Origin of the sequence: Nitrosomonas oligotropha, from assembly GCF_900106555.1 — a bacterium.
GTDB lineage: Bacteria > Pseudomonadota > Gammaproteobacteria > Burkholderiales > Nitrosomonadaceae > Nitrosomonas > Nitrosomonas oligotropha_A.
Map to the genome: position 1 here is coordinate 34,109 of NZ_FNOE01000018.1, position 22,895 is coordinate 57,003.

The window sequence follows — 22,895 nt, forward strand, 5'->3', positions numbered from 1 at the left end:
CCGGAGAAATTAGAATCTGATGACTTCACAACCGGAATAGCACACAATTCAATTTAGATTTGATCTATCTCATTTATCGAGTTGAATCCCATGAACATGATAACAGCGCTTACAAACGCAGCATTTACCCGAGCTGTATTATTCCGCCAGGAATCGAAGTGTTAGCACGCGTTCCACGCACCTTATTATTTGCCGCGATCATGAGTCTGATCATCTGGCTCAGCGCCTGCACCAATCTTCCTTATTACGCGCAGGCTGTCGACGGACATTTCGGCGTCATACACCGTTCGCAACCGATCAGCAAAGTGATTGCAAACCCGGATATTGATCCAAAGTTGAAGCATTCGCTCACCAAGGTGGTGCAGTTGCGTGAGTTCGCCAGCCGCGAATTAAAGTTGCCGGATAATCTGAGCTATACCAGTTATGCCGATTTAGAGCGCCCCTTTGTGGTATGGAATGTTTTTGCAGCTCCCGAACTCTCCGTCAAGCTGAAAGAATGGTGCTTTGTGCAGGTCGGTTGCGTCAACTATCGCGGTTTTTTCTCACAAGAAAGCGCCGAGCGCTACGCGGAAGAACTCCGCAAGGAAGGCTATGACGTGCATGTTGGCGGAATCCGTGCTTATTCCACGCTAGGTTGGTTCAGCGATCCGGTCTTGAATACTTTTATCGGTTACTCAGAAATGGATCTGGCGCGTTTGATCTTTCACGAACTGGCTCACCAGGTCATGTATGTATCCGGTGACACTGTTTTTAATGAATCCTTTGCCACCGCGGTGGAACATGAAGGTGTAAAACGCTGGTTTGAACGCAGCGGCACTGCTACGGAACAAATTGCTTTAACCGCGCGGCAGGAAAGAGAAACAATCTTTACCGGTTTGGTACTCAAACATCGCAAACGCTTGCAAGAACTTTTTCAGTCGGACTTGAGTGACACTGAAAAACGGACACGCAAGGCGCATATCTTCGACGAATTACGGGCCGAGTTCTTGCACCTGAAAGCCGGACAAAACGATCTCAGCAGTTACGACCGATGGTTTTCGCAGTCACTAAATAATGCCTTGCTGGCAACGGTTTCGATCTATACGCAATTACTACCGGCATTCCAGGGAATTCTGAAGCAGCATGACCGGGATATGGAACGATTCTTTGATACGATTACAAAACTAAGCAAGCTGCCGAAACATGAACGGAATTTGATACTGCAAAAAGCTGCCGAAGGCAGTCAGTCATGGAAAACCGCTGAACAATAATCTTTACACTCCATTCCACCCTCCTTATTCACCGCACACTATGCCACCCGCAGAACAACAAACCGGAACCCGGCCCGAACCGGTATCTTTCATGGAAGCGTTCGTTTATTGGTTAAAATTGGGTTTTATCAGTTTTGGCGGACCGGCTGGACAGATCAGCATGATGCACCAGGAATTGGTCGAGAGACGGCGCTGGATTTCCGAGCAACGTTTCTTGCACGCACTGAATTACACCATGGTGCTGCCCGGCCCGGAAGCCCAGCAACTAGCGACCTACATTGGCTGGCTAATGCACGGCACCTGGGGCGGTATTATGGCCGGTGCACTGTTCGTACTGCCATCACTGTTGATTCTGATCATTCTGACGTGGATCTACTTGGTTTATAGTGAAATACCGGCTGTCGCAGGTATTTTGTATGGCATCAAACCCGCGGTCACGGCTATTGTGCTTTTCGCGGCTTACCGGATCGGTTCGAGAGCGTTGAAAAACAATCTGCTGCGTGCCATTTCGGTCGCGGCATTCATCGCCATCTTTGCATTCAACATCCCCTTTCCCTATATCGTCCTGATAGCAGGCTTGATCGGATACATCGGATCGCACTATGCACCGGACAAATTCAGAGCAGGCGGACATCACGAAAAATCAAAAAACACATACGGCCCGGCTTTGATTGATGATGACACCCCTAATCCGGAGCACGCCATCTTCCGGTGGAGCCAATTCATACTGCTTATCGTAATCGGACTGTTCATTTGGGGCGGCGTCATCGCACTGCTCGCCATGCAATACGGTTGGGATGGCACACTGACACAAATGGGCTGGTTTTTCACCAAAGCAGCACTCATGACATTTGGCGGCGCTTACGCGGTGCTACCTTATGTTTATCAGGGTGGTGTCGAGCATTACGCGTGGTTGAATCCGGCACAAATGATCGACGGATTGGCGTTGGGTGAAACGACACCCGGCCCGTTGATCATGATCGTTGCATTTGTCGGTTTTGTCGGCGGCTGGACTAAAGCGCTTTTCGGACCCAATTTGCTGATGTTAGCGGGAATTTGCGGCGCCGTTGTTGCGACGTTATTCACATTCTTACCGTCTTTTCTTTTTATTCTTTTGGGCGGCCCTGCGGTAGAAGCAACCCGTCACGACCTCAAATTTACCGCACCATTGACTGGCATCACGGCTGCGGTTGTCGGGGTTATTGTCAACTTAGCAATATTCTTTGCTTACCATGTCCTTTGGCCGCAAGGATTTAATGCTGGATTTGAATGGTTCTCCGCTTTGATCGGAGCCTGCGCATTCGTCGCTTTATTCAACTATAAAGCCGGAATTGTTACGGTCATCTGCGCCTGCGCCGCTGTAGGGTTAGGATATACTTTGCTGCTGAATTGAACCCGCACGCTTGAGTTAACCGCCAGCATGCTACTTTAATTACTCATGGCAATCGGCAGGGAAGCTATGGGTTGCTGGATTGAATTCTCGGTCAAATCTTTGTATTGCTCCCGTATCGCGATAATTTTATCGATATTCTCAATAAATAATTTCACTAATTGAGGATCAAAATGCGTCCCCGCTTTACTCTCGATATATTCGATTGCTTTCTGCATCGGCCACGCTTCTTTATACGGCCTTTGTGACGTGAGCGCATCAAATACATCACTGATCGCTGTGATACGTCCTTCAATAGGAATCGACGCTGCTCTCAGTTGTTTGGGATAACCGTTCCCATCCCAATGCTCATGATGCGACAGTGCAATACTCGCTGCCAGCTGCACCATCAGGGATTCGTGACTGGCCAGCAAATCGGCGCCCATTTGCGCATGATTACGCATTCTCTCCCATTCCATATCGGTAAGCTTCCCTTGTTTGAGCAAAATATGGTCAGGGATACCGATTTTGCCTATGTCATGCAACGGCGCCGCTTTTTCGATCAAGTAACAAATATGCGCGGGCAGACCCAATGCTTCCGAGAGGATACGCGCATATTTACCCACGCGTATGACATGCTTTCCAGTATCGTTATCACGCATCTCGCTGACTCTGGCCATGATGTTGATTAATGTATCCGTGGCTTTATCCAGCTCTGAAGTGCGCTCTTTTACTTTTTTCTCCAGTTCTTTTGCAATATCTTGCTTTACTAAATAAGCAGCTCTTACCCGTAGCAAATTCTTTACGCGCAGCATTACTTCCACTTGATCGAACGGTTTATTCACAAAATCCTGCGCACCCAACAGCAGTGCTTTATTCCGTGTCTCGTTGCCCTGTTTTCCGGTTAATACCAGAATGGGCACGAGTTGTTCGCTGACCGGCGACGCATTAATCTGCCGCATCACCTCGAATCCATCCATTTTTGGCATTTCAATGTCGAGCAGTAGCAAATCGTAATTATTTTCCTGCATGGCAGGCAAAACCGGCGTGGGATCGGTCAAACTGGTATGATGATAGTACCCTTCAGATTCCAATAACTTACTCAATATCAAAATATTAGTAACAGAATCATCACAAATCAGAATCTTTAAATGCGCTGTATCAATGGCCATAATGCTTTGTTTCTTTATAGTTGTAATACCGCTTGATAACGACAAAATGACAGATTATTGAATGGTAATCGTCCGTTCATTCCTGGCATGACTGATCACTCCTCAACCGATATATCAGCTTATGCGCAGTAAAAAATTCGCTTGCCAAGCAATAAGCCAAAGTAACAATTCGCCAGCTGATATGATTCCGTACCCAACAAAATTCCGGATATTCTGATTACGAAGGAATCAACATGAGCGAACCCACCATTCATTGCCCCAATTGTGCAACGGAAATCAAACTCACCGAATCACTCGCCGCACCCCTGATTCAAGCTACACGACAGGAATTCGAGGCGAAATTGGCGCAAAAAGAAGCGGATGTTTCCAAACGCGAAGCCACACTCAAAGCCCAGCAGAGATCACTGGAAGACGCGCAGAAAACTGTTGATGAGCAAGTCGCCAGCAAGTTGAAGGCGGAACGCACACTGATTGCTACCGAAGAAGGCAAGAAAGCAAGATTGGCGATGGCAAACGACTTAGAAGCGAAATCAAAAGAACTGGTCGAATTGCAGGAAATTCTCCAGCAGCGCAACAACAAACTGGAAGAAGCGCAAAAAGCGCAGGTCGACTTGATCCGAAAACAGCGTGAACTGGACGATGCCAAGCGGGAATTGGATTTAACCGTCGAAAAACGATTGCAGGAATCGATCGCTCTGGTTCGTCAAAAAGCAAAACAAGAAGCCGAAGACGGTCTCCGGCTCAAAGTCAGTGAAAAAGAAGAGCAAATTGCGTCAATGCAGCGGCAAATTGAGGAACTGAAGCGCAGAGCCGATCAGGGCTCGCAACAACTTCAAGGCGAAGTTCTGGAACTCGAACTGGAAACCACGCTGCGGCTCAAATTCCCGTTGGATAGTATCGAGCCTGTTGCAAAAGGCGAATTCGGCGGCGATGTGCTACAGAGAGTCATGGGGCCATTGGGACAATGGTGCGGTTCGATTTTGTGGGAATCCAAAAGAACCAAGAATTGGAGTGACGGTTGGCTGGCAAAACTTCGTGGTGATCAACGCACCGCGAAAGCGGAGATCGCTGTGCTGGTATCCAGCACGTTACCGAAGGAGATCGAAACATTCGGCCAAATCGATGGTGTCTGGATTACCGAATCCTCGTCTGGTGCTGCCGCTTGTCATCGCTCTACGCCAATCCCTGATCGAAATCGCCAGCGCGCGGCAAATCCAGGAAGGACAGGAAACCAAAATGGAGCTAGTCTATCAGTACTTGACCGGACCAAGATTCAAACATCGCATCGAAGCCATTGTTGAGAAATTCTCCGACATGCAGGCTGACCTCGACAGAGAACGCAAAGCCATGACACGGCTATGGGCCAAGCGGGAAATGCAAATTCAGGGCGTCATTGAATCCACAGTCGGTATGTATGGCGATCTGCAAGGCATTGCAGGACGCGCACTACCTGCCATTGAGGGATTGGAATTACCGATGCTGGATTTGAAAGACTCCGGTAACGAGCCTTAGCCAGCAATTTCATATCCACTGCAAAAAACTTCCTTACCCCACACACCACAATAGTTTCAGGAAATTTCATGCGGCCGATTAGGATTGATCCCGTCAGAAAATTTACTCTTGTATCTAAAGAAATTTAACTAGCTTTCGTTAAAAAAGCGTACTTGTAACGCCATATGATAAAAAATGAGTTTATCGATCAATACAAATCTAGGAGCGCTGAATAGTTCGCGGTATTTATCTGCAACTACAAACGATCTCGGCCGTTCATTAGAACGGCTGTCATCGGGTATGCGGATTAACAGTGCTAGGGATGACGCGGCGGGCCTCGCCATCCCGGACCGGATGACATCGCAAATTCGCGGCCTAAATCAGGCAACCAGAAACGCCAGTGATGGAATCTCGATGCTACAAACCGCCGATGGTGCATTGACTTCGATGACTTCGGCATTGCAACGCATCCGTGAACTCTCCATACAAGCAGCGAATTCAACCAATAGTCTCAGTGACAAGAAAGCATTACAAGAAGAAGCGAATCAACTGATTCAGGAAATAGAGAGCGTTTCCACCACGGCTACATTTAACGGCGACAAAATATTCGATAATTCCGGCAGTAGTGTTCTCGGCAATTCCGATCAACTGGCTGTTATGTATGGATTACAAAATGGCTGGCTGGAAGATGCGGAAAGCAAGATCCAGCAATATTTTGGCATTTCCGCCGACGGCGCTGATATGAATATCGAGCTGACAACGTTTACCGATGGTGCGGGCGGAACTGCTGCCCGGGTGGTAGGTTCGGTACCCGGAAGCTATACGGGTAAGGCGACTAATGTCAAATTACAGATCGATATGAGCGACTTCACGCCACCCAATTTACCCGACGGCGGCAATGCGCCATTTTATAACGACCGGATTATTGCGCATGAAATGGTGCACGCGGTGATGTACCGGAGCATGAATATCGGTTCGATGTTTGATCCCTCCGGAGATCAAACATGGTTTATGGAAGGCTCTGCGGAATTCATTCATGGCGCCGACGAGCGTTTGCAGTCCTCGATCAGCAGTGTCGGCATCGGCGGTGTCATGGCTAAAGCAGCCACTTTCGGCTCAGCCGGCGCAGCCTGGGGAGGAACTTCGGATGATTACTCCGCAGCCTACTCCGCCGTGCGCTACTTACATCAAGTCATCAAGGATAACGGCGGCTCGGGCATCAAGGACGTCATGGTTTACTTAAACCAGAATCAAAGCGCCACACTCAGCGATGCCATCAGTGCCGCGACCGGTGGCTTATATGCCACCGCCGATGCCTTTAATGCCGACTTTGTCGCGCACGGAGCCGCATACATTGCCAGTATGAATCTGACCGATACCGACACCGGAGCAATTGGCGGTTCAAATGCCGATGGAGGCGCAATCCAAACCGCTACAAGCGTTATTTCCGATACCGCCTCAAGAGGTGGTACCAATCCGCTCGGCGGATTTAACGAAATCTGGGAAAATATAAACGCCGCCGCGGTCGGTAATAACAAACAACTGCAGGTAGGGGCAAACAAAACCGACACCATGAATGTCACTTTCGGAGCGGTCAATACTGCCGCGATGAGTATCCAGAGTGTGGATCTAGTTAATAATGCGGGATTTGCCACCTACATGATGGATCTTGCATTGAATCATGTTAATGAGGAAAGATCGAAAATCGGTGCACAGCTGAACCGGCTGGAATCGGTCATTACCAACAACAATACCAGTGTCGAGTCTACCGTAGCCAGCCGGTCACGCATTCAGGATGCCGACTACGCGCAAGAAACGACTATGCTGACCAAAACACAGACTATGCAGCAGGCCGCCACTGCGGTATTGGCACAAGCCAATACATCGCCGCAAATGTTGATGGCACTACTCAAGTAAACCGGTCACGCTCCAGATTTCTCATTCCATTTTTATCCTGCTGTTTCTGTAAAAGAATCATTTCATTCGCCTGAAATCCGGTTGCTTATTACGTTTGAGCTGATACACTGAATTCCAGGAAATAGTTACAGCGGAATCATCCGCAATTTGATGTGCACCGCTCGAAACTCATTGTTAATCACACGAGAGGTTAATCATGACAGACATTGATTATAAAAGACGTCAGTTCCTGCAATATACCGCTTTAGGTACCCTGGCTGCCGCCATGCCCGGTTTCGCATTTGCCGAAAACCGCGTTATTAACAAAACGCCCGACCATTCATTCAAAGCCGACGTTGAAATTGCATTAACCGCCCAGACTGCCGATATTCCTATCTTGCCGGGTGCCCATACGCATGTTTTCAAATACACTGGAAAATTACTCAAAGGGCCTCAGACCGCACTCAAGGAATTGCCCGGTTACTTAGGGCCAATCCTCAATTTTGAACAGGGTCAGAAAGTCCGGATATTCTTTCATAACCAATTACCGGAACCGTGCGTTACCCATTGGCATGGCATGCATGTGCCACAATTGATGGATGGCCATCCGATGTATGCGATCCATCATGGCGAGCAGTATGTTTACGAATTTGAGGTAAAAAACCCAGCCGGTACCAACTGGTATCATTCACATACCCATGAATTAATGGCTTCTCAGGTATATCAAGGCTTGGCCGGATTGATCACCATTACGGACGAAGCTGAGCGTAGACTGGAATTACCCAGCGGTGAATATGACATTCCGCTGGTCATCCAGGATCGCAGTTTCTCGCAGGGCAATCAATTACGCTACATGCTGAACATGCATCAACGCATGCGCGGCTTTCTGGGCGACACAATCCTGGTGAATGGCCAAAGTGACAGCGCTATCGCCGTTAAAACACGGGCGTACCGCCTGCGCATACTGAATGGATCAAACTCCAGAATTTACAAGCTGGGTTGGGATGATGGCACACCGCTCATTGCGATCGGCACCGATGGCGGGTTACTGGAAAAACCGCAAACCTTCCCCTACATCATGCTCGCACCCGCCGAACGGGTCGAACTGTGGGTCGACTTCAGCGGCCGCAAACCCGGTTCCAATCTAACGCTGCAAAATCTGGCCTATCAGGGATCTGCCGCGCATATGGGAGGAGGCATGGGAGGCGGGCGCCATGGTATGGGCCGGATGGGTATGATGGACGGGGCTTCAGGCCAGAATGACGTGTTTCCCGTCGTTAAATTCCGCATCACCGAGCAAATCGGCGATTCACCCGCATTACCGGCCACACTGGTTCCATTGCGCCGCTTGACTACCACGGATGTTACCCATCCCGACACCACGGTGCCGATTACCATCGGCATGCGGCATATGGCATTCAATCTCAACGGCAAAACGTTTGAGATGCAAAACTATTCCGAGCAGGAAAAAATTCCGCTGAATTCCGTTCAGAAAATCAAAATATCCCATGATAGCCAAGGAATGGGAGGAGGAATGCGCGGCGGCCGGGGTGGCGGCATGGGTATGATGATGGCATTGCCGCATCCCATCCACCTCCATGGCCAGCAGTTTCAGATTCTGTCGCGCAAGCAAAACAACCCGGGCGGTGCTTACGATACGGTCAAGGACGGATTCATTACCAGCGGCTGGAAAGACACTGTCTTGGTCATGCCGGGCGAAGAAGTGGAAATCATTAAACCCTTCAAGGACTATACCGGCTTATTTCTTTATCACTGCCACAACTTGGAGCACGAAGACATGGGCATGATGCGCAATTTCTTTGTCAGTTGATTTGATTGATCACAAATCGGTTTGATGGACTTACCGCGCCTATTCCACTGGCAATTCAATCCAGAAAGTACTGCCCACACCCAATTCACTGTCGGCACCGACCGTACCGCCCATTAACTCGACAATCTGGCGCGTAATGGATAGTCCGATACCGGTCCCTTCAATGCCGCTATTCGTAGCATCCAATCGATTAAACGGCTGGAAGAGTTCCGCCATTTTATGCGTCGCGATACCGTTCCCGGTATCGGTAATGAGGATCCGCAAATAGCCCGGATTGTCCGATGATGCTCTCGCGTCGATATGCACTGCGCCGCCTTTGCGGTTGTATTTAACGGCGTTGGATATCAGGTTGAGAATGACTTGCTTAAACCGGACTCGATCGGTATGCAGAACCTTATCGGCCACGCCAACCTGTACCAGTTGAACACTCAGCTTATCCGCTTGGGTCTGCACCAGACTGATACACGCTTCGATAATCGGGCCAATCTCAACCGGCTCCAATTTCAGATCAATCCGCCCTGATTCGATTCTGGCCAAATCCAGCACTTCATTAATCAACGCCAGCAAATGCGTACCCGCATTCCTGATTTCTCTGATGTACTTCAAATGTTGATTGTCAGGGTCTTCCAGCTCAATTAACTGACTAAACCCCAGAATCGCATTCAGAGGTGTGCGTAACTCATGGCTCATACTGGAAAGAAATTGGGATTTGGCCTGGTTGGCCCGCTCCGCTTCTTGCCGGGCATAAATGAGCGCCTCCTCGGCAGCCTTGCGCTCAGTAATATCTTCGGCGATACCCTCGATGCACAGATCGCTGTTCGCATCGCTAGCCGGATGCGCCGAGACCAGGATCGTGCGCTCGCTGCCATCCGGATGAACAAAATTCATTTCGAATTGCACAAAATCAATTTTTCCTTGCGCAATCTGGGTAACGACAGAATAAGCATGATCCAGCGAGTCCGGATACCAATTAACGATGCCATCCCAGAATTTTCCGATGGCCTCTTCCTTCGTAATACCAAAAACTTTATCGACACCGCTGCTGATGTAGGTGAGCTCCCCTGTCAGCGCTTTATGGCTATAAATGACAAATTTACCGCCGATGTCTTCCACCAAGCGTTGATATCGTTCCTGACTTTCCCGCAGCGCCTGTTCCGCCTGCAAGCGCGCGGTAATATCTTCGATAATCGACCAGATCAACTCCCGACCGGAAGCATCGCGGATCACGACACCGTTGAGTTGAACCTGATACCGGCTACCGTCCTTGCGGATATATTCCTTCCGGTAAGGACCGAAACTGCCCATCGCTCGCAAACTCTCAAGCTGGCGCGCCTCATCGGCGGCATACTCCGGCGGTGTAATAGCCCAGTACGTCAGATTAAGAAATTCTTCGCGTGAATAACCGGTAGGCGCTAACAAAGCATCATTGAATTCGATGAATTGACCGGTAGCATAATCGTTTAAGGCGATACCAACCGGTGACATTACAAACAGCGCTCTCAGGCGTGTCTCACTATCCCGGTTTTTCTGATGAAATCTGGCAATCGCAACCAGCGGCAGGAGAATTAAAATGCCGCTCAGAATCAGGCCCAACCGAAAAAAAATAGAATTGCCGCCCGCAGCGGCCCAGCCGCCTTTGGGGACTGCCGCCATCTGCCAGGAACCATTATCCGGCAAGGAGATATCGAGTAGTACAGGACGCTGATCGAAGATCTGACCGGTTCCGAAAAACACCTTGCCGTTTTCCGGCCCGCCGTTCCGCCGTAGCGCAATATCAAATTCCTCAGCAAGGGCCAGTAAACCGCTTGCCTGGTATAACTGCTCCACATCGATCACAGCGGAGATCACGCCCCAGAATACGTTACCCTCGCCAGACTGTTGACGGTCGAGAAATACCGGAATACGCGCGATAAAACCTTGCCCACCTTGAACCAGATCAACCGGCCCGTCTAACAGAAGACTTTTATTGTCGCGCGCTTGTAACACGGCTTGGAGTTGCTTGGGATGATCGCGGAAATTCAACCCGATGGCCGCTTCGTTGCCTTCGAGCGGATACATATACTTTATGATTAAATCGGGCGCGGCGCCGATATTGCGCAATTGCGAGCGGCCTTTGAACAGATATTGAGCCAATTGGGCAAATTTATCCGCCGGCAGATCCGGCTCAACCGAAACCGACGCGACCAAACCTTGCACCAGTTGCGCATTACTGGTGATGTTACCTTCCAGGGTGGCACGCAACAGGCTAAGCCGGGTAAATACCGCATCACGCAGATCGCGCTCCTGGTTTCGCGAATGCAAATGATCGACATAGAATCCGACCGGCAGAAGGCAAATTCCAACCACGAATACCGGTAAATAAATGAATTGCCTATTGTGCAGGCAAGACAGGAAACGAGCGGCGGCGTTATGCATCATAAGTTACGAGTAATTTGCATGAGAAAGCATGGCTGAGCAACGAAGTAAAAGGTTATCTGACCGATGATTATCCGCTCAATCGTATCAAACCGCGCACGCATTTCCGGTCAAAAGCATCAGGCGCTTCGGTATTTATCATCATAGCCACCCAGTCTCTCATAACACCCGCAATTCGATCCCGCTCATCACGATAAACCACTGAGAAAACTAATTTTCATCGTCAGTATCGAGAGAATCGCGAAAAAGATTACCTTTCACATCGCTATTTATCCTATAGAAACCACACCAGCTTTTTATAATGACACATCCTGGCATGCATTCCGGCCATCGATAATTTAATGATTTTGGAACGGCATCAATGTTACGCATTAATAATAGGTAAACAACATGAATCAGATTGCATGCAATGAAATGAAATACCGGCCGGAAGAATCCGCCATATCCGGCCCTATCGATTTGGAACAAATCCTCGCACGCATCAATACGCTGCCAGCCATGCCGGTCATTGCGCAAAAATTGCTCGGACTGGCGTTAAACACAGATCAAGGCGAAACGCAGATGCTCAAGCTGGTCGCACAAGACTCGCAGATCTCAGCCAAGATCATCGGATTATCGAATTCCGCTTTGTTCGCCACGCCTGGCATTATCACGTCGATCATCGATGCCGCCATGTATCTCGGCTTGACGCAAATTAAATCGGTCGCCATCGGCATGGCAACCGTTTCGGCATTGACCAAACCGCCTGAAGGCAAATTGAAATCCGCCGATCTATGGGCTCACAGCATGACCATAGCCTCAGCCATGCGCGTTATCGCCAAACACATGCCCGCAAAAACCAGACCGGTGGACGAGCAAATCTTCCTCGCGGGACTGCTGCACGACATCGGTTACAACGTGCTTAATATTATTGCCAAGGATACGTGCAACGCACTCTACGAAAAACTCAGCACACCATCGGATGCATCACCGCTGGAAATAGAACATGCGCTGCTCGGCACGCATCATGGCGAAATCGGCGCACAACTCGGCATCCATTGGGGATTACCGGCTGAAATCATTGCCGTCATCCGCTATCACCACATCCCCAACAGCGCGAACGCTGAAATCGGCCAACCGCTGGTAAGGCTCGTCAACTTGGCCGAGCGAATGCTGCCGGATTTTGCGATAATCGAATCCACCGCGCAAGAAATTACTCCACAGGAATGGATCGCTCTTGGCATCGACCCTGGTAAAGCGGACAGCATCGCCGAGCAAATCAGCAGTGTCGCGGAGCAAGCTAAACAATTGATCAGCATCATCTAATTCAAAGATAGCGGATTGATCATAGATTCGACAGGATGCTCACATGAAAACTGTAACGCCGGGAAACTGGATTTAATGGCATGATGAAGTAGGTCAATATCCTGTCACCCTCAATGGCAAACAATTTTCACAAAAATATCGTGCACAACAGTTCTTCGCTGTAAGTACTGAAAAATAGCTCAGGTTTATTTTTCTATGAACCTAAGTTGCCTTTTTTTAAAAAGGCACTTACTTAATCATTCTTTATCATCTCTGAAGAGTAAAATATATCTAATTGATTTGGATAAATTTACAGGAGATTAACATGGATGTTTTTCTGACTATAATCAGTGGGGTTAGTGTATATGTAGCCGGACAGCTAATTTCTAAGCTTGTGATAGAACCAGTTCATGAGATGAAAAAAATTATTGGAAAAATCTCTCATTCATTGATTGAAAATGGTCAAGTTATCGCAAATCCTGGATTGATAGGCAAAGAAAGGGAAGAAGAAACATCTAGACATTTACGCTCATTATCATCACAACTTCAAGCATCGCTTTATCTTGTTCCAAAGTACGATTACTCATCTGCTTTGTTTGGACTTCCCTCGAGAGCTAAGGTTTTGTCTGCTTCTACAGATCTGATCGCTCTATCAAGTGTTTACCTGACCGCAGAAATAACCAGTTATCAACAAAGTGCTAAACGGAAAGAAAGTATTTGTGATTCTCTTGGTATCTTTATGTCAGAAGATGAGCGATATCCAAAAGACCTTCAAAAAAACCGCGATCAATAATAAAAATCCATCAATCCACCGTGCTCACATTCTGCCTCGCCGCATAAACATATCCCCCAATCGCTCCCACAACCAGCCCTAGCGGCGCTGCGATAAAGAGTCCGATCATCGGCCCTTGGTTGGTGTCTTTGGAAATGGCCATCGGCCCGAGGAAACCCAGGGTAAAAAATAGTCCGCCCAGTATTAATGCGCCGCCGGTAACCGCAACCAAAGTACCTATTCTTTCTCCGGCAACCAGTTTCCAAGTAAACCACGCGGCGAAGGTTGCGCAGACAACCGAAATGGTGGCGGAAAGCCAGGCAGGAAAGCCGGTTGTAATCGTTAGAATCGTGCTGATAAAAAACAGTACAATCAAAAACATCAAAAAAGAGACGAGTGGTTTAAGGATCTGAATCATTGCAGCGTATATCCGTTGAGTGGTCATTTAACAGCGCAGCATTGTAAACTATCTCCCGTGCACCTATCGCTTGGATTTACCACATGAGGCTATCGTCAGTATGAATACATTTAATCCGCAGCGGCGCAAGTTATTGCAGTACGGTTTCATGGGATTGGGTGCGTTTGCTGGCAATGCCTTGCTGCCATCTGCTGTCCAGTCGGCAGCTTCGCTGGCAGGTCTGGGTGAACTCTTTCCGCCAGACCGGAACGGCGTGCGTTTACCCGCGGGCTTTACTTCGCGCATCGTCGCGCATTCGGGTCAGAAGCTTTTCGATTACCGCTGGCATGCCGCACCGGATGGCGGAGCCACGTTTGCCGCCCCGGATGGCGGCTGGATTTATGTGTCCAATAGCGAGCTGGATAAACAGGCGGGCGGTGCAGGCGCATTGCGCTTCAATTCTCAAGGTGACATTGCCGATGCGTATCCGGTTCTGAGTCACACTAACCGCAATTGCGCGGGCGGGCATACGCCGTGGCAGACCTGGCTGTCATGCGAGGAAACCGATACCGGCCGGGTGTGGGAATGCGATCCGTTTGGCCGCCAGGCAGCGCAAGTCCGCAGCGCGCTCGGTGTATTCCGGCACGAGGCGGTCGCGGTGGATACGCAGAACAAACAGCTTTATCTCACCGAGGATCAGCCGGATGGCTGTTTGTATCGCTACACTGCGCGGACATTCGATGCCGCCGGAAATCCCAATCTCGATGACGGTGTGCTGGAAGTGGCCGAGGTCATCGATGGCCGCATTGGCGCAGTGCGTTGGCATACCCTGCCCGATCCGCTCGCCAACACCACGACAACGCGTAAACAGGTCGCCAGCAGCACCCGTTTTAACGGTGGCGAGGGCATCTGGTATCACCACGGCATCGTTTACTTCTCAACCAAAGGCGACAACCGCGTGTGGGCGTACGATGCGCATCGGCAGCATCTGAGCATTCTCTACAACGCGGCTTCATACCTCTTGCCGGTATTGACCGGCGTGGACAATATCACCGGCAATGCCGCGGGTGAATTGCTCGTGGCTGAGGATGGCGGCGATATGCAGATCGTGGTTCTGACCGCCGGAAAAGTTTTACCGCTCTTACAGCTGGTTGGTCATGACCGTTCGGAAATCACCGGCCCGGCGCTCAGCCCGGATGGTTCGCGTCTGTATTTCAGCTCGCAGCGCGGCAAAACCGGGCGCGCTGAGGATGGCATGACGTTTGAAATTTCCGGACCATTCTAAATACGCGTCGATACTTGATAAATCGATACCATGAACCCATGTAGCCTGAAACTGCGGCCGGTTTTATGGCCATGCATGAAACTTCATTTTCAGAGTGAAAGCGGCAATAATGCAGACACGCGGTAACAGCGTGATCAACGAGGGGGATTAACTTGGAATTCAAGGATTACTACAAAACATTGGATGTCTCGCGCGATGCGACGGCGGAAGAAATCAAGAAGTCGTTCCGCCGCTTGGCGCGCAAGTACCACCCGGATGTCTCCAAGGAAACGGACGCCGAATCGAAAATGAAAGAAGTCAACGAAGCCTATGCCGTGCTTTCCGACCCGGAAAAACGCGCCGCTTACGATCAGCTCGGGCAAGGCGGATTTCAGCCGGGCAGTGATTTTCAGCCGCCACCCGGATGGGACAGCGGTTTTGAATTCAGCGGGCGCGGATTTGATGGTGCGCAGGCAGCGGATTTCAGCGATTTCTTTGCGCAATTATTCGGCGGAAAAATGGGCGCTGGCGCCCGCCACGCCCACCATCGCATGCGCGGTGAAGATCATCACGCTAAAATCATGCTCGAATTGGAAGACAGTTATCATGGCGCCACGCGCAGCCTGACGTTGCGTATGCCGAAACTCGACAATCAGGGGCGCACCGTGCTCGCCGAACATACCTTGAATGTGCGCATTCCCAAAGGCGTGCACGCCGGGCAAGTGATCCGGCTGGCCGGACAAGGCGGCCCGGGGCATGCCGGAGCAGCCGCCGGGGATTTGTTTCTGGAAGTGCACTTCAATCCGCATAACCGTTACCGGATCGAAAACAAGGATGTCTATGCCACATTGCCCATTGCACCGTGGGAAGCGGCACTTGGTGCATCGGTCAAAATACCGGTGCCGGATGGCGTAGTCGAAGTGCGCGTGCCGGAAAACTCCCAATCCGGACGCAAATTGCGCTTAAAAGGCCGCGGCATTCCGGCGGCCACGCCCGGCGATTTGTATTTGGTGCTGGAAGTGGTGCTGCCGCCCGCCGCGACGGAAAAAGCGCGTGAATTTTACCAAACGATGGCGCAGGAACTCGCATTCAATCCGCGCCAGAATCTCGGAGTCTAAGCCATGCCGCATGAAATCGATGCTGTTTTACTTGAAGATGCTCTGTTCAGTTTGGATGAACTGGCGCACAGCTGCCACGTTAGCCGGGAATGGGTCATCGAACGCGTGCAGTGGGGTTTATTGCTGAATGACGGCGCGACCGGCACCGATCCGGATATCTGGCTATTCGATAGCCGCAGTTTTATGCGCGTCAAAAGAATCATCATGATTGAGCGCGATTTCGAAGGCAATCCCGAATTGGCCGGTCTGGTCGCCGATCTGATCGAAGAAATCGATTCGCTGCGCGCCCGGCTGAAAGCATCCGGCTTGGATGCAGATTAAGTAATCTCCGTCCGATCGATAAACTACACAGGAAATCCCGCCATGTCTTTACATATCGTGTGCCCGCATTGCCATGCCACCAACCGCGTTCCGGCAGACCGCCTCGGCGCATCGCCTAAGTGTGGTGCTTGCCACCAGCCATTGTTTACCGCGCAACCGGTTGAGTTAACGGAGAGTCATTTCAACCGGTACATTGCCAATAACGACATTCCACTGCTGGTAGATTTCTGGGCGCCGTGGTGCGGTCCATGCCGCATGATGGCTCCAGCTTTTGCCGAAGCAGCCGCTATGCTGGAACCCGGCATGCGCCTGGTCAAAGTCAATACCGAAGAAGAGCAAGGATTGGCCGCACGTTATAACATTCGCAGTATTCCAACTTTGGTACTATTTAAAGGCGGCCGGGAAATCGCCCGGCAATCGGGCGCGATGAGCGGACACGATCTGATACGATGGGCACAAGCCTATAATAAATAATGAAAAATAATCAACAAAGGAGCGAATATTCATGCCCAACGGATTCTTTTCCCGTTTAATCTGGTACACGCTGGCCGGTGTATTGCTGGTGTTATTTTTTCACAGCTTCCTTTACCACTATTTTCCGAATATTTTTCATTTCAATCTCTTTTCCGGTCAAAACCAGCAAGAGAGCGCGGAACCGCGCGTCGTTCAGGCGCGCGGCAATCTGGCCGAGGATGAGAAAAGCACCATCGAATTGTTTGAAAATTCACGCGATTCTGTAGTGTTTATCACCACCCGCCAGCGCGTCATGGATGCCTGGTCGCGCAATATTTTTTCCGTCCCTAGCGGCACCGGCTCAGGGTTTATCTGGGATGATAGCGGGCACATCATCACCAATCTTCACGTAGTTAAAGGCGCCAGCGAAGCCACCGTGCGTCTGGCCGACGGACGCGATTACAAGGCTTCCCTGGTCGGCGCAAGCCCGGCGCACGACATCGCCGTGCTGAAAATCGGCATCGGCTTCCAGCGGCCAGCCCCGGTGCCAATCGGCACAAGCAACGACCTTAAAGTGGGACAAAAAGTATTCGCCATCGGCAATCCGTTCGGTCTGGACTGGACGTTGACCACCGGCATTGTCTCCGCGTTGGATCGTTCCTTACCTGGCGGCGATGGCCGCACTATCGACAATCTGATTCAAACCGATGCCGCCATCAACCCCGGCAATTCCGGCGGCCCGCTGCTCGATTCCGCCGGCCGTCTGATCGGTATCAACACCGCCATTTACAGCCCGAGCGGCGCCAGCGCGGGGATTGGCTTTGCCGTGCCGGTCGATACCGTCAACCGCGTCGTTCCGCAAATCATCAGCCGCGGCAAATATATCCGTCCGGCCATGGGCATCACTGTCGACAGCAAACTCAATAACCGCCTGACGCAACACTTGAAAGTAACTGGCGTCGTCATCTTAAGCATCGGCCCCGGCTCCGCAGCCGATACCGCCGGACTGATAGGCGCCGTATTGACACCGGAAGGCAACATCATCGCCAATGACATCATTGTTGCCGTTGACGGAAAACCGATGGACTCAGTAGAAAAATTGCTGAACCGTATCGATAATTACAAGGTCGGCGACACCATCATGCTTACGGTGCTACGCCGAGGTGAGAAAATTGAAGTGCCGGTTACACTGCAACCGGGTGAGTGATTTTGGTGACTAGCTTTTTTGTCAGTAAAGCGATAAAAAGATTGGATAACTAACTCGAAGAAAGATTTGATTTTCTCATTTCCATCCGAGTATTCTCCAAATTGGGCAGTGAGAATCATGTCTAATAGTCTTTGTCGATGCCATTGAAGTCTGTACTTACTTAATCCGGTTAATTAGAGTGGCATCGTTTTGATTCATACTTCACTCAAAAGATAGGAGTAAACAATGAAAAATCTCATACATAAATTTATGGCAGTCATTGGTATTACTGCAACGTTAATAAGTATTCCTTCTCAAGCAAACACTGTTATTACATTCGATGATCCGGCAAGTAATGCAGAAGTAGGTCTTTTATTTGATTCTATGGTTCCTGGTAGAGGTTTTTCTCACTTTACTGATGGCTTTATCTTTACAAGTCGCGGTGGTTTTATGACTATACAGGATGGTTCCATACCAAACAGTAACGGAACCAACAGTTTGACTTTTAACTCATGGATCCCCGATTCGTGGATTCCCGTTGGAGGTCCATACACTGGTGTCCATATTACAAGAACTGGAGGCGGTGTGTTCGATCTGATCAGCATCGATATGACAATTTCTGAGTGCTTCTACGACTGCAGCACACCTAAAACAATTTTCGCCAATGGATCACCCATTGTAATTACCGAAGGAATGCGAACTTTCACGCTTGAATTAACCGATGTATCTGAAGTCACCATTTCCGGCAGTAGCAGCATAAGATGGGCACTGGATAATGTAGTAGCTGCTGTCCCTGTACCAGAACCGAGAACCTACATTATGTTATTAATAGGCTTGGGCTTGATAGGTTTTACAGTACGACGCAAAAAATCTACTGCTTGCATGGCTACACATATCTAATGAAGTTCTGAATGATTTAATAAACTAACTGCCTCCGGGAATTTTATGGTTTTATTCCTGGAGGTTGCCGCATCATCTTCGTTCTGCGTAACTTCATCCTGACATATAAGTTATTCTCTAAAAAAAGAAAAATGCCGGAAATGGACATTTTCTCTATTTTTTCCCTGAAACTTCTTTTCCCGCACCATCCCATATACGCATAACCAGCTCGGATGTGGAGATGCCGGGGGTATAGGTCAGTTCCTGAATCATCTCCGGCGGTAAGGATTCGCACAGTTTATATTTATCCCGGCGTTCTTGTTCCGAGGCGCAGGCGAAAGTATAAATATCGAAGCCGTTCTGTTGCATGAATTCCGGGGTAACACTCGCGGGGGTTTCCGTCATGACGGCGTCGACATACTTGCAGGCGGCCACGACCGCGGCGCGTTCCGCTTGCTTCATGACGGGCAATTTGCCTTTGTTTTCCACCACCCGTTCATCGGAAACCACGCAGACGGTTAAATGCGTACCCAGTGCACGCGCCGCACGCAAGAAACTCACGTGTCCTTCATGAAACAGGTCGGCCACCATGCGGGTATACACGCGTTTTTGCTGCCGATTTTTCGGCCACACGGGAATTTCCCGGTTTAGGCGCGTCATGGCGCGTTCCATCCACTGCCGACTGCGCAGTGCAAGTACGTCGTCGGGGTCCTTCATGACAATCTGGTGCGCGTAACACCATGCTTTGGCCAAGTCTCCCAGCAGCCAGCGTTGTATCAGTCTATGGTAGGCATAGCAACGCACGAGCTGGGTAAAGTTTTCCAGATTACATGCGGATATCACGGTATCCCAGTTGGGATTTGGCGTGCGCCAGTCACCGTAGAATGCGGTCAAAATTCTTTCCGGCTGACGCGGAAACCAGGCTGTGCCAAAGTCTGTATCGCGCTGCGTCAGATCGAACTTGGGAAAAACCGATACCCGCTGATATTCATCGGGATAACCTGGCAACGCAAACCCGCCGACGATCTGTTTGCCCCGAGCTTGCAGACCGCAAACATCGAGCGTAATTCCCAACTCCGGGTGCACGTAATCGCGATAATTGGCATATTCGATCCGCATCGGTGCACGCGCCCAGCCCGCCTGCTCCAATGCCGCGCAACAAGTGTCCCAGAATTCCATTTGCACGGCGATGTCGAGATCTTTATCGAAATCGAGTAAACATCCATTTCGAATCAGGCCCAACAGCGTGCCCGCAAAAGGAAATACCGGAATATCCTGCCGAGCTAATTCCGCACAGGTGCGCCACAGCAATTTTTCCGCTTCTCCGGAAGCGAACGCATTCGCATCGGCTTGGCCAGGTTTGACTTGTTCTTTTTGCGGCGGGATTTTTCCGGATTTGGCCAGCGCCATCAGATGATTCAGCGCGTAGGTAAAATGCGCATGCGCGGTGGATAAATCCAGCAAAATAAAACTCGCGGTTCCGAGCACATGCGCCCAGTGTGCTTTGTGAAAATCACCTTGCACATGCGCATAAATTTTTGCGGCGTATGCAGGCACATCGTCCGCTCGGCCCGTGCGCATCGCCAACGAACACCACACGCGCGCAACCTCCGGGGATAGCGGATATTCACTTTTCAACGGCTCGAGAATCCCGTCGGCATCGTTGTACTTGCCAGCGATGATTAATTCCTTTGCCTTCAATAACAATTCATCAAGTTTCATGGTTATATTTAGCAGCTATTGCTTTATTTCCAGCCACTTAATCTTTCCAATTCCAATAATCGGCAATAATAAAGATTGCATTTTAACCATTATTTACTATAATAGGAATCATTCTCATTATTATTTATTCAATATAATGAGACAAGGCAGAAAAATCACCGCATTTATTTGTTAAATGCACACATCAGATTAGAAATAGGAGGCAACATCATGGCAGTCACCACTAGACCTCGTCCCAATCTAGGATCGGGATCGGTCAAATTTATCGATGGTTTTCCTTTTGAAGGGATTGGTTCCGCCGGGTTCACCGACAATGATTTACTGTATATAGGCGATGACTTAGACAATGCCATCACGGGGGGTACAGGGCATGACGAGTTTGAAGGCAGAAACGGTAATGACACGCTGAAAGGTGGGGATGGCAATGATACGCTGAAAGGCGGAGATGGCAATGACGATATCGACGGCCAGGAAGGTACTGATAAATTATTTGGCGGCGCAGGCGACGATATCCTGAGAGCGGGTGGCAGCAAGCCGGTCATCATCACTGTAGAAGGCGGCAGAAGAACACTTGTGCAGGGTGATCTCGACCGGCTCACCGGGGAAAGCGGCAACGATACCTTTGGCTTCTATGGTTATGGAAGGTTTCAAGTCACGGATTTCACGATTGGTGAAGACCGGTTATTTTTCGATTCACAAGCCCTCGGAATCGATTCGGTACCGCAACTGCTTTCTTTTATCACGAATATCACCGATAACGGTGACGCCGGTTTTACCGCTGAATTTCTCAATGGCGCGGCTTCCATTGAGCTGGTTGGCGTCAACGTAAATGCGATTACCGCCGACATGATTGTATTCAATCTGTAAGCTTCATTCTCAATTCTCCTTTAGTTCTTCCTTACTCATAATGGCCAACCCCGGATCTTCCAGGGTTGGCCATTTTCTTTTCTTCTTTAAAGATAAGTTTTATTCAACGATGAAGTTCGTCATCATGCCAGCATTGATATGATCATTGACATGACAGTGATACATCCATCGTCCAAGGACATCGGGTTGCATATCCAGGGTCTTGGTAGCCGCTGGCAATACTTCCGTCACATCCAGGCGATTACCGTTGTGCAACAACGTGGCGCCGTGCCAATGCGGGGAATGCAAATCGACTTCGGTTCCCATACCCAGAATGTACCAGCGCACCCGCTCCCCTTTACGCATGGAATAACCGAGATTATTACCATAAACCAAGCCATTGATGCTATGCATTAAATTACTCTCTTGGAATTCGTCCACACCGGGATCGCAAATTCCGCTGCAGGCGGCAAGATTGGTTGCCAGATGCACGCTGGCATTCTCGTCAAATACGGTAAACAGCGATATAAATTCACGGTTAACATCTCTGGGCACTCCATCCTGGCTTGCAAATTCACGCTTGGCAATAATTATCGGGCCGATCAATCCAGCATTGGTATCAGCCGCTTCATCGACATGACTGTGATAAATCCAGGCAATCGATGAGGGATCATTCGGACCTGGTCCAGCACGTTCAGGTACATCCCACGAATAGGTAAATTCCCCACCCGGCGCGACTACACCGTCCGGTTGATGTTCGTTACTTGCTACATGTGAATGCGGCGCACCTTCATTGGCAGCGGTATAGCGCACCCCATGCGGATGGATACTGGCAGGAAAGCGGGTGTTATTTCTAAAGTGCACGACGATCCGGTCACCGACCGCGGCACGGATGACCGGCCCCAAGATCCCCAGATGCATTTCTTCCGCGCGGCGTGGTTTTAACGCGCGGAATCCTGCGGTATATTCACGGTAAATCGATTTCAGATACCGGCGGCCGATTCCTTGCTCGATAAATACCCGTTGCTCGGCGGCAAATTCCTTGCCTGTCATCGGATTGATAGGAAATGCAGGAGCATAATCCCATTGCACTTCATCTGCCGCTATCCAATATTCCCGAGCTGCCAATACCGGACTGGCAACTAATGCCAGCCAGACGATAACAGCGACCATAGAACCAAATTTTTTCTGCATGACAATAACGTCCTTTTATTAACCATCTTTCACTG

20 protein-coding genes are annotated in these 22,895 nt (G+C 49.9%); 15 read left to right on the forward strand and 5 right to left on the reverse strand.

Annotated features, from left to right (window positions below; all coding sequences use genetic code 11):
- Positions 1–158 precede the first annotated feature (158 nt).
- Both BLU57_RS10375 and chrA read left to right on the forward strand, forming a co-directional pair.
- Positions 159–1,250: an aminopeptidase gene (locus BLU57_RS10375; protein ID WP_256206233.1), complete on the forward strand. Its 1,092-nt coding sequence runs from the start codon at positions 159–161 to the stop codon at positions 1,248–1,250.
- A gap of 40 nt (positions 1,251–1,290) precedes the next feature.
- The gene (gene chrA / locus BLU57_RS10380; protein WP_090320292.1) at positions 1,291–2,643 is read left to right on the forward strand and encodes a chromate efflux transporter; all 1,353 of its coding nucleotides are present in this window, start codon (positions 1,291–1,293) and stop codon (positions 2,641–2,643) included.
- Positions 2,644–2,678: 35 nt separating this feature from the next.
- Here the strand turns inward: chrA and BLU57_RS10385 are convergent, their stop codons facing one another.
- Positions 2,679–3,791 carry an HD domain-containing phosphohydrolase gene (locus BLU57_RS10385; RefSeq protein ID WP_090320295.1) on the reverse strand — a complete coding sequence of 371 codons (1,113 nt, stop codon included), beginning with the start codon at positions 3,789–3,791 and terminating at the stop codon, positions 2,679–2,681.
- A gap of 233 nt (positions 3,792–4,024) precedes the next feature.
- Here BLU57_RS10385 and BLU57_RS10390 point away from each other — a divergent pair, with 233 nt between their 5' ends.
- The 4 genes from BLU57_RS10390 to BLU57_RS10400 all read left to right on the forward strand — a co-directional run bounded on the left by BLU57_RS10390 (position 4,025) and on the right by BLU57_RS10400 (position 9,009).
- Positions 4,025–5,092, forward strand: a complete 1,068-nt coding sequence (locus BLU57_RS10390; protein ID WP_256206234.1) for a DUF2130 domain-containing protein — start codon at positions 4,025–4,027, stop codon at positions 5,090–5,092.
- Positions 4,986–5,303 (forward strand): DUF2130 domain-containing protein, encoded by a 318-nt coding sequence (locus BLU57_RS16595; RefSeq protein WP_256206238.1) that lies wholly within the window; start codon positions 4,986–4,988, stop codon positions 5,301–5,303. Before BLU57_RS10390 ends, BLU57_RS16595 begins: the two co-directional genes overlap by 107 nt.
- A 174-nt stretch (positions 5,304–5,477) precedes the next feature.
- Positions 5,478–7,199 carry a flagellinolysin gene (locus BLU57_RS10395; RefSeq protein WP_090320298.1) on the forward strand — a complete coding sequence of 574 codons (1,722 nt, stop codon included), beginning with the start codon at positions 5,478–5,480 and terminating at the stop codon, positions 7,197–7,199.
- A gap of 196 nt (positions 7,200–7,395) precedes the next feature.
- On the forward strand, positions 7,396–9,009 hold the full coding sequence (locus BLU57_RS10400; protein ID WP_090320301.1) for a multicopper oxidase family protein: 1,614 nt from the start codon (positions 7,396–7,398) through the stop codon (positions 9,007–9,009).
- Positions 9,010–9,048: 39 nt separating this feature from the next.
- Here the strand turns inward: BLU57_RS10400 and BLU57_RS10405 are convergent, their stop codons facing one another.
- Positions 9,049–11,427, reverse strand: coding sequence for a PAS domain S-box protein (locus BLU57_RS10405; protein ID WP_090320304.1), 2,379 nt, complete (start codon positions 11,425–11,427; stop codon positions 9,049–9,051).
- 387 nt (positions 11,428–11,814) lie between these two features.
- On the opposite strand from BLU57_RS10405, the gene BLU57_RS10410 reads away from it, so the two are divergent.
- Together BLU57_RS10410 and BLU57_RS10415 are read left to right on the forward strand one after the other, a co-directional pair.
- Positions 11,815–12,729 (forward strand): HDOD domain-containing protein, encoded by a 915-nt coding sequence (locus BLU57_RS10410; protein ID WP_090320307.1) that lies wholly within the window; start codon positions 11,815–11,817, stop codon positions 12,727–12,729.
- A 304-nt stretch (positions 12,730–13,033) separates the two neighbouring features.
- A complete protein-coding gene (locus BLU57_RS10415; RefSeq protein ID WP_090320310.1) occupies positions 13,034–13,501 on the forward strand; it encodes a hypothetical protein in 468 nt (155 codons plus the stop codon).
- 10 nt (positions 13,502–13,511) lie between these two features.
- Here the strand turns inward: BLU57_RS10415 and BLU57_RS10420 are convergent, their stop codons facing one another.
- Positions 13,512–13,898 carry a multidrug ABC transporter permease gene (locus BLU57_RS10420; RefSeq protein ID WP_090320313.1) on the reverse strand — a complete coding sequence of 129 codons (387 nt, stop codon included), beginning with the start codon at positions 13,896–13,898 and terminating at the stop codon, positions 13,512–13,514.
- A 100-nt stretch (positions 13,899–13,998) separates the two neighbouring features.
- Between BLU57_RS10420 and BLU57_RS10425 the strand changes: the two genes are divergently transcribed.
- The 6 genes from BLU57_RS10425 (at position 13,999) to BLU57_RS10450 (ending at position 19,119) form a co-directional block, all read left to right on the forward strand.
- Complete coding sequence (locus BLU57_RS10425; protein WP_090320316.1) at positions 13,999–15,162, forward strand: alkaline phosphatase PhoX; 1,164 nt, start codon at positions 13,999–14,001, stop codon at positions 15,160–15,162.
- 152 nt (positions 15,163–15,314) lie between these two features.
- Positions 15,315–16,259 (forward strand): DnaJ C-terminal domain-containing protein, encoded by a 945-nt coding sequence (locus tag BLU57_RS10430; protein ID WP_090320319.1) that lies wholly within the window; start codon positions 15,315–15,317, stop codon positions 16,257–16,259.
- 3 nt (positions 16,260–16,262) lie between these two features.
- Positions 16,263–16,580, forward strand: coding sequence for a chaperone modulator CbpM (locus BLU57_RS10435; protein ID WP_090320322.1), 318 nt, complete (start codon positions 16,263–16,265; stop codon positions 16,578–16,580).
- Positions 16,581–16,622: 42 nt separating this feature from the next.
- Complete coding sequence (gene trxC, locus BLU57_RS10440; RefSeq protein WP_090320326.1) at positions 16,623–17,054, forward strand: thioredoxin TrxC; 432 nt, start codon at positions 16,623–16,625, stop codon at positions 17,052–17,054.
- 31 nt (positions 17,055–17,085) lie between these two features.
- Entirely contained in the window at positions 17,086–18,240 is a 1,155-nt protein-coding gene (locus BLU57_RS10445) for a S1C family serine protease (RefSeq protein ID WP_090320329.1), read from the forward strand.
- A gap of 225 nt (positions 18,241–18,465) precedes the next feature.
- A complete protein-coding gene (locus BLU57_RS10450) occupies positions 18,466–19,119 on the forward strand; it encodes a PEP-CTERM sorting domain-containing protein (protein WP_143026964.1) in 654 nt (217 codons plus the stop codon).
- 153 nt (positions 19,120–19,272) lie between these two features.
- Here the strand turns inward: BLU57_RS10450 and BLU57_RS10455 are convergent, their stop codons facing one another.
- Positions 19,273–20,820, reverse strand: a complete 1,548-nt coding sequence (locus tag BLU57_RS10455) for an adenylyltransferase/cytidyltransferase family protein (protein ID WP_256206235.1) — start codon at positions 20,818–20,820, stop codon at positions 19,273–19,275.
- A 210-nt stretch (positions 20,821–21,030) separates the two neighbouring features.
- On the opposite strand from BLU57_RS10455, the gene BLU57_RS10460 reads away from it, so the two are divergent.
- Positions 21,031–21,687 carry a calcium-binding protein gene (locus BLU57_RS10460; protein ID WP_090320335.1) on the forward strand — a complete coding sequence of 219 codons (657 nt, stop codon included), beginning with the start codon at positions 21,031–21,033 and terminating at the stop codon, positions 21,685–21,687.
- 99 nt (positions 21,688–21,786) lie between these two features.
- Here BLU57_RS10460 and BLU57_RS10465 read toward each other — a convergent pair whose 3' ends face one another.
- Positions 21,787–22,860 carry a multicopper oxidase domain-containing protein gene (locus BLU57_RS10465; protein WP_090320339.1) on the reverse strand — a complete coding sequence of 358 codons (1,074 nt, stop codon included), beginning with the start codon at positions 22,858–22,860 and terminating at the stop codon, positions 21,787–21,789.
- Positions 22,861–22,895 lie beyond the last annotated feature (35 nt).

Coding starts and splice junctions, on each gene's coding strand:
- chrA (WP_090320292.1), top strand. CDS start 1,291: ATGCCACCCGCAGAACAACAAACCGGAACCCGGCCCGAACCGGTATCT.
- BLU57_RS10385 (WP_090320295.1), bottom strand. CDS start 3,791: ATGGCCATTGATACAGCGCATTTAAAGATTCTGATTTGTGATGATTCT.
- BLU57_RS10390 (WP_256206234.1), top strand. CDS start 4,025: ATGAGCGAACCCACCATTCATTGCCCCAATTGTGCAACGGAAATCAAA.
- BLU57_RS10395 (WP_090320298.1), top strand. CDS start 5,478: ATGAGTTTATCGATCAATACAAATCTAGGAGCGCTGAATAGTTCGCGG.
- BLU57_RS10400 (WP_090320301.1), top strand. CDS start 7,396: ATGACAGACATTGATTATAAAAGACGTCAGTTCCTGCAATATACCGCT.
- BLU57_RS10405 (WP_090320304.1), bottom strand. CDS start 11,427: ATGATGCATAACGCCGCCGCTCGTTTCCTGTCTTGCCTGCACAATAGG.
- BLU57_RS10410 (WP_090320307.1), top strand. CDS start 11,815: ATGAATCAGATTGCATGCAATGAAATGAAATACCGGCCGGAAGAATCC.
- BLU57_RS10415 (WP_090320310.1), top strand. CDS start 13,034: ATGGATGTTTTTCTGACTATAATCAGTGGGGTTAGTGTATATGTAGCC.
- BLU57_RS10420 (WP_090320313.1), bottom strand. CDS start 13,898: ATGATTCAGATCCTTAAACCACTCGTCTCTTTTTTGATGTTTTTGATT.
- BLU57_RS10425 (WP_090320316.1), top strand. CDS start 13,999: ATGAATACATTTAATCCGCAGCGGCGCAAGTTATTGCAGTACGGTTTC.
- BLU57_RS10435 (WP_090320322.1), top strand. CDS start 16,263: ATGCCGCATGAAATCGATGCTGTTTTACTTGAAGATGCTCTGTTCAGT.
- trxC (WP_090320326.1), top strand. CDS start 16,623: ATGTCTTTACATATCGTGTGCCCGCATTGCCATGCCACCAACCGCGTT.
- BLU57_RS10445 (WP_090320329.1), top strand. CDS start 17,086: ATGCCCAACGGATTCTTTTCCCGTTTAATCTGGTACACGCTGGCCGGT.
- BLU57_RS10450 (WP_143026964.1), top strand. CDS start 18,466: ATGAAAAATCTCATACATAAATTTATGGCAGTCATTGGTATTACTGCA.
- BLU57_RS10455 (WP_256206235.1), bottom strand. CDS start 20,820: ATGAAACTTGATGAATTGTTATTGAAGGCAAAGGAATTAATCATCGCT.
- BLU57_RS10460 (WP_090320335.1), top strand. CDS start 21,031: ATGGCAGTCACCACTAGACCTCGTCCCAATCTAGGATCGGGATCGGTC.
- BLU57_RS10465 (WP_090320339.1), bottom strand. CDS start 22,860: ATGCAGAAAAAATTTGGTTCTATGGTCGCTGTTATCGTCTGGCTGGCA.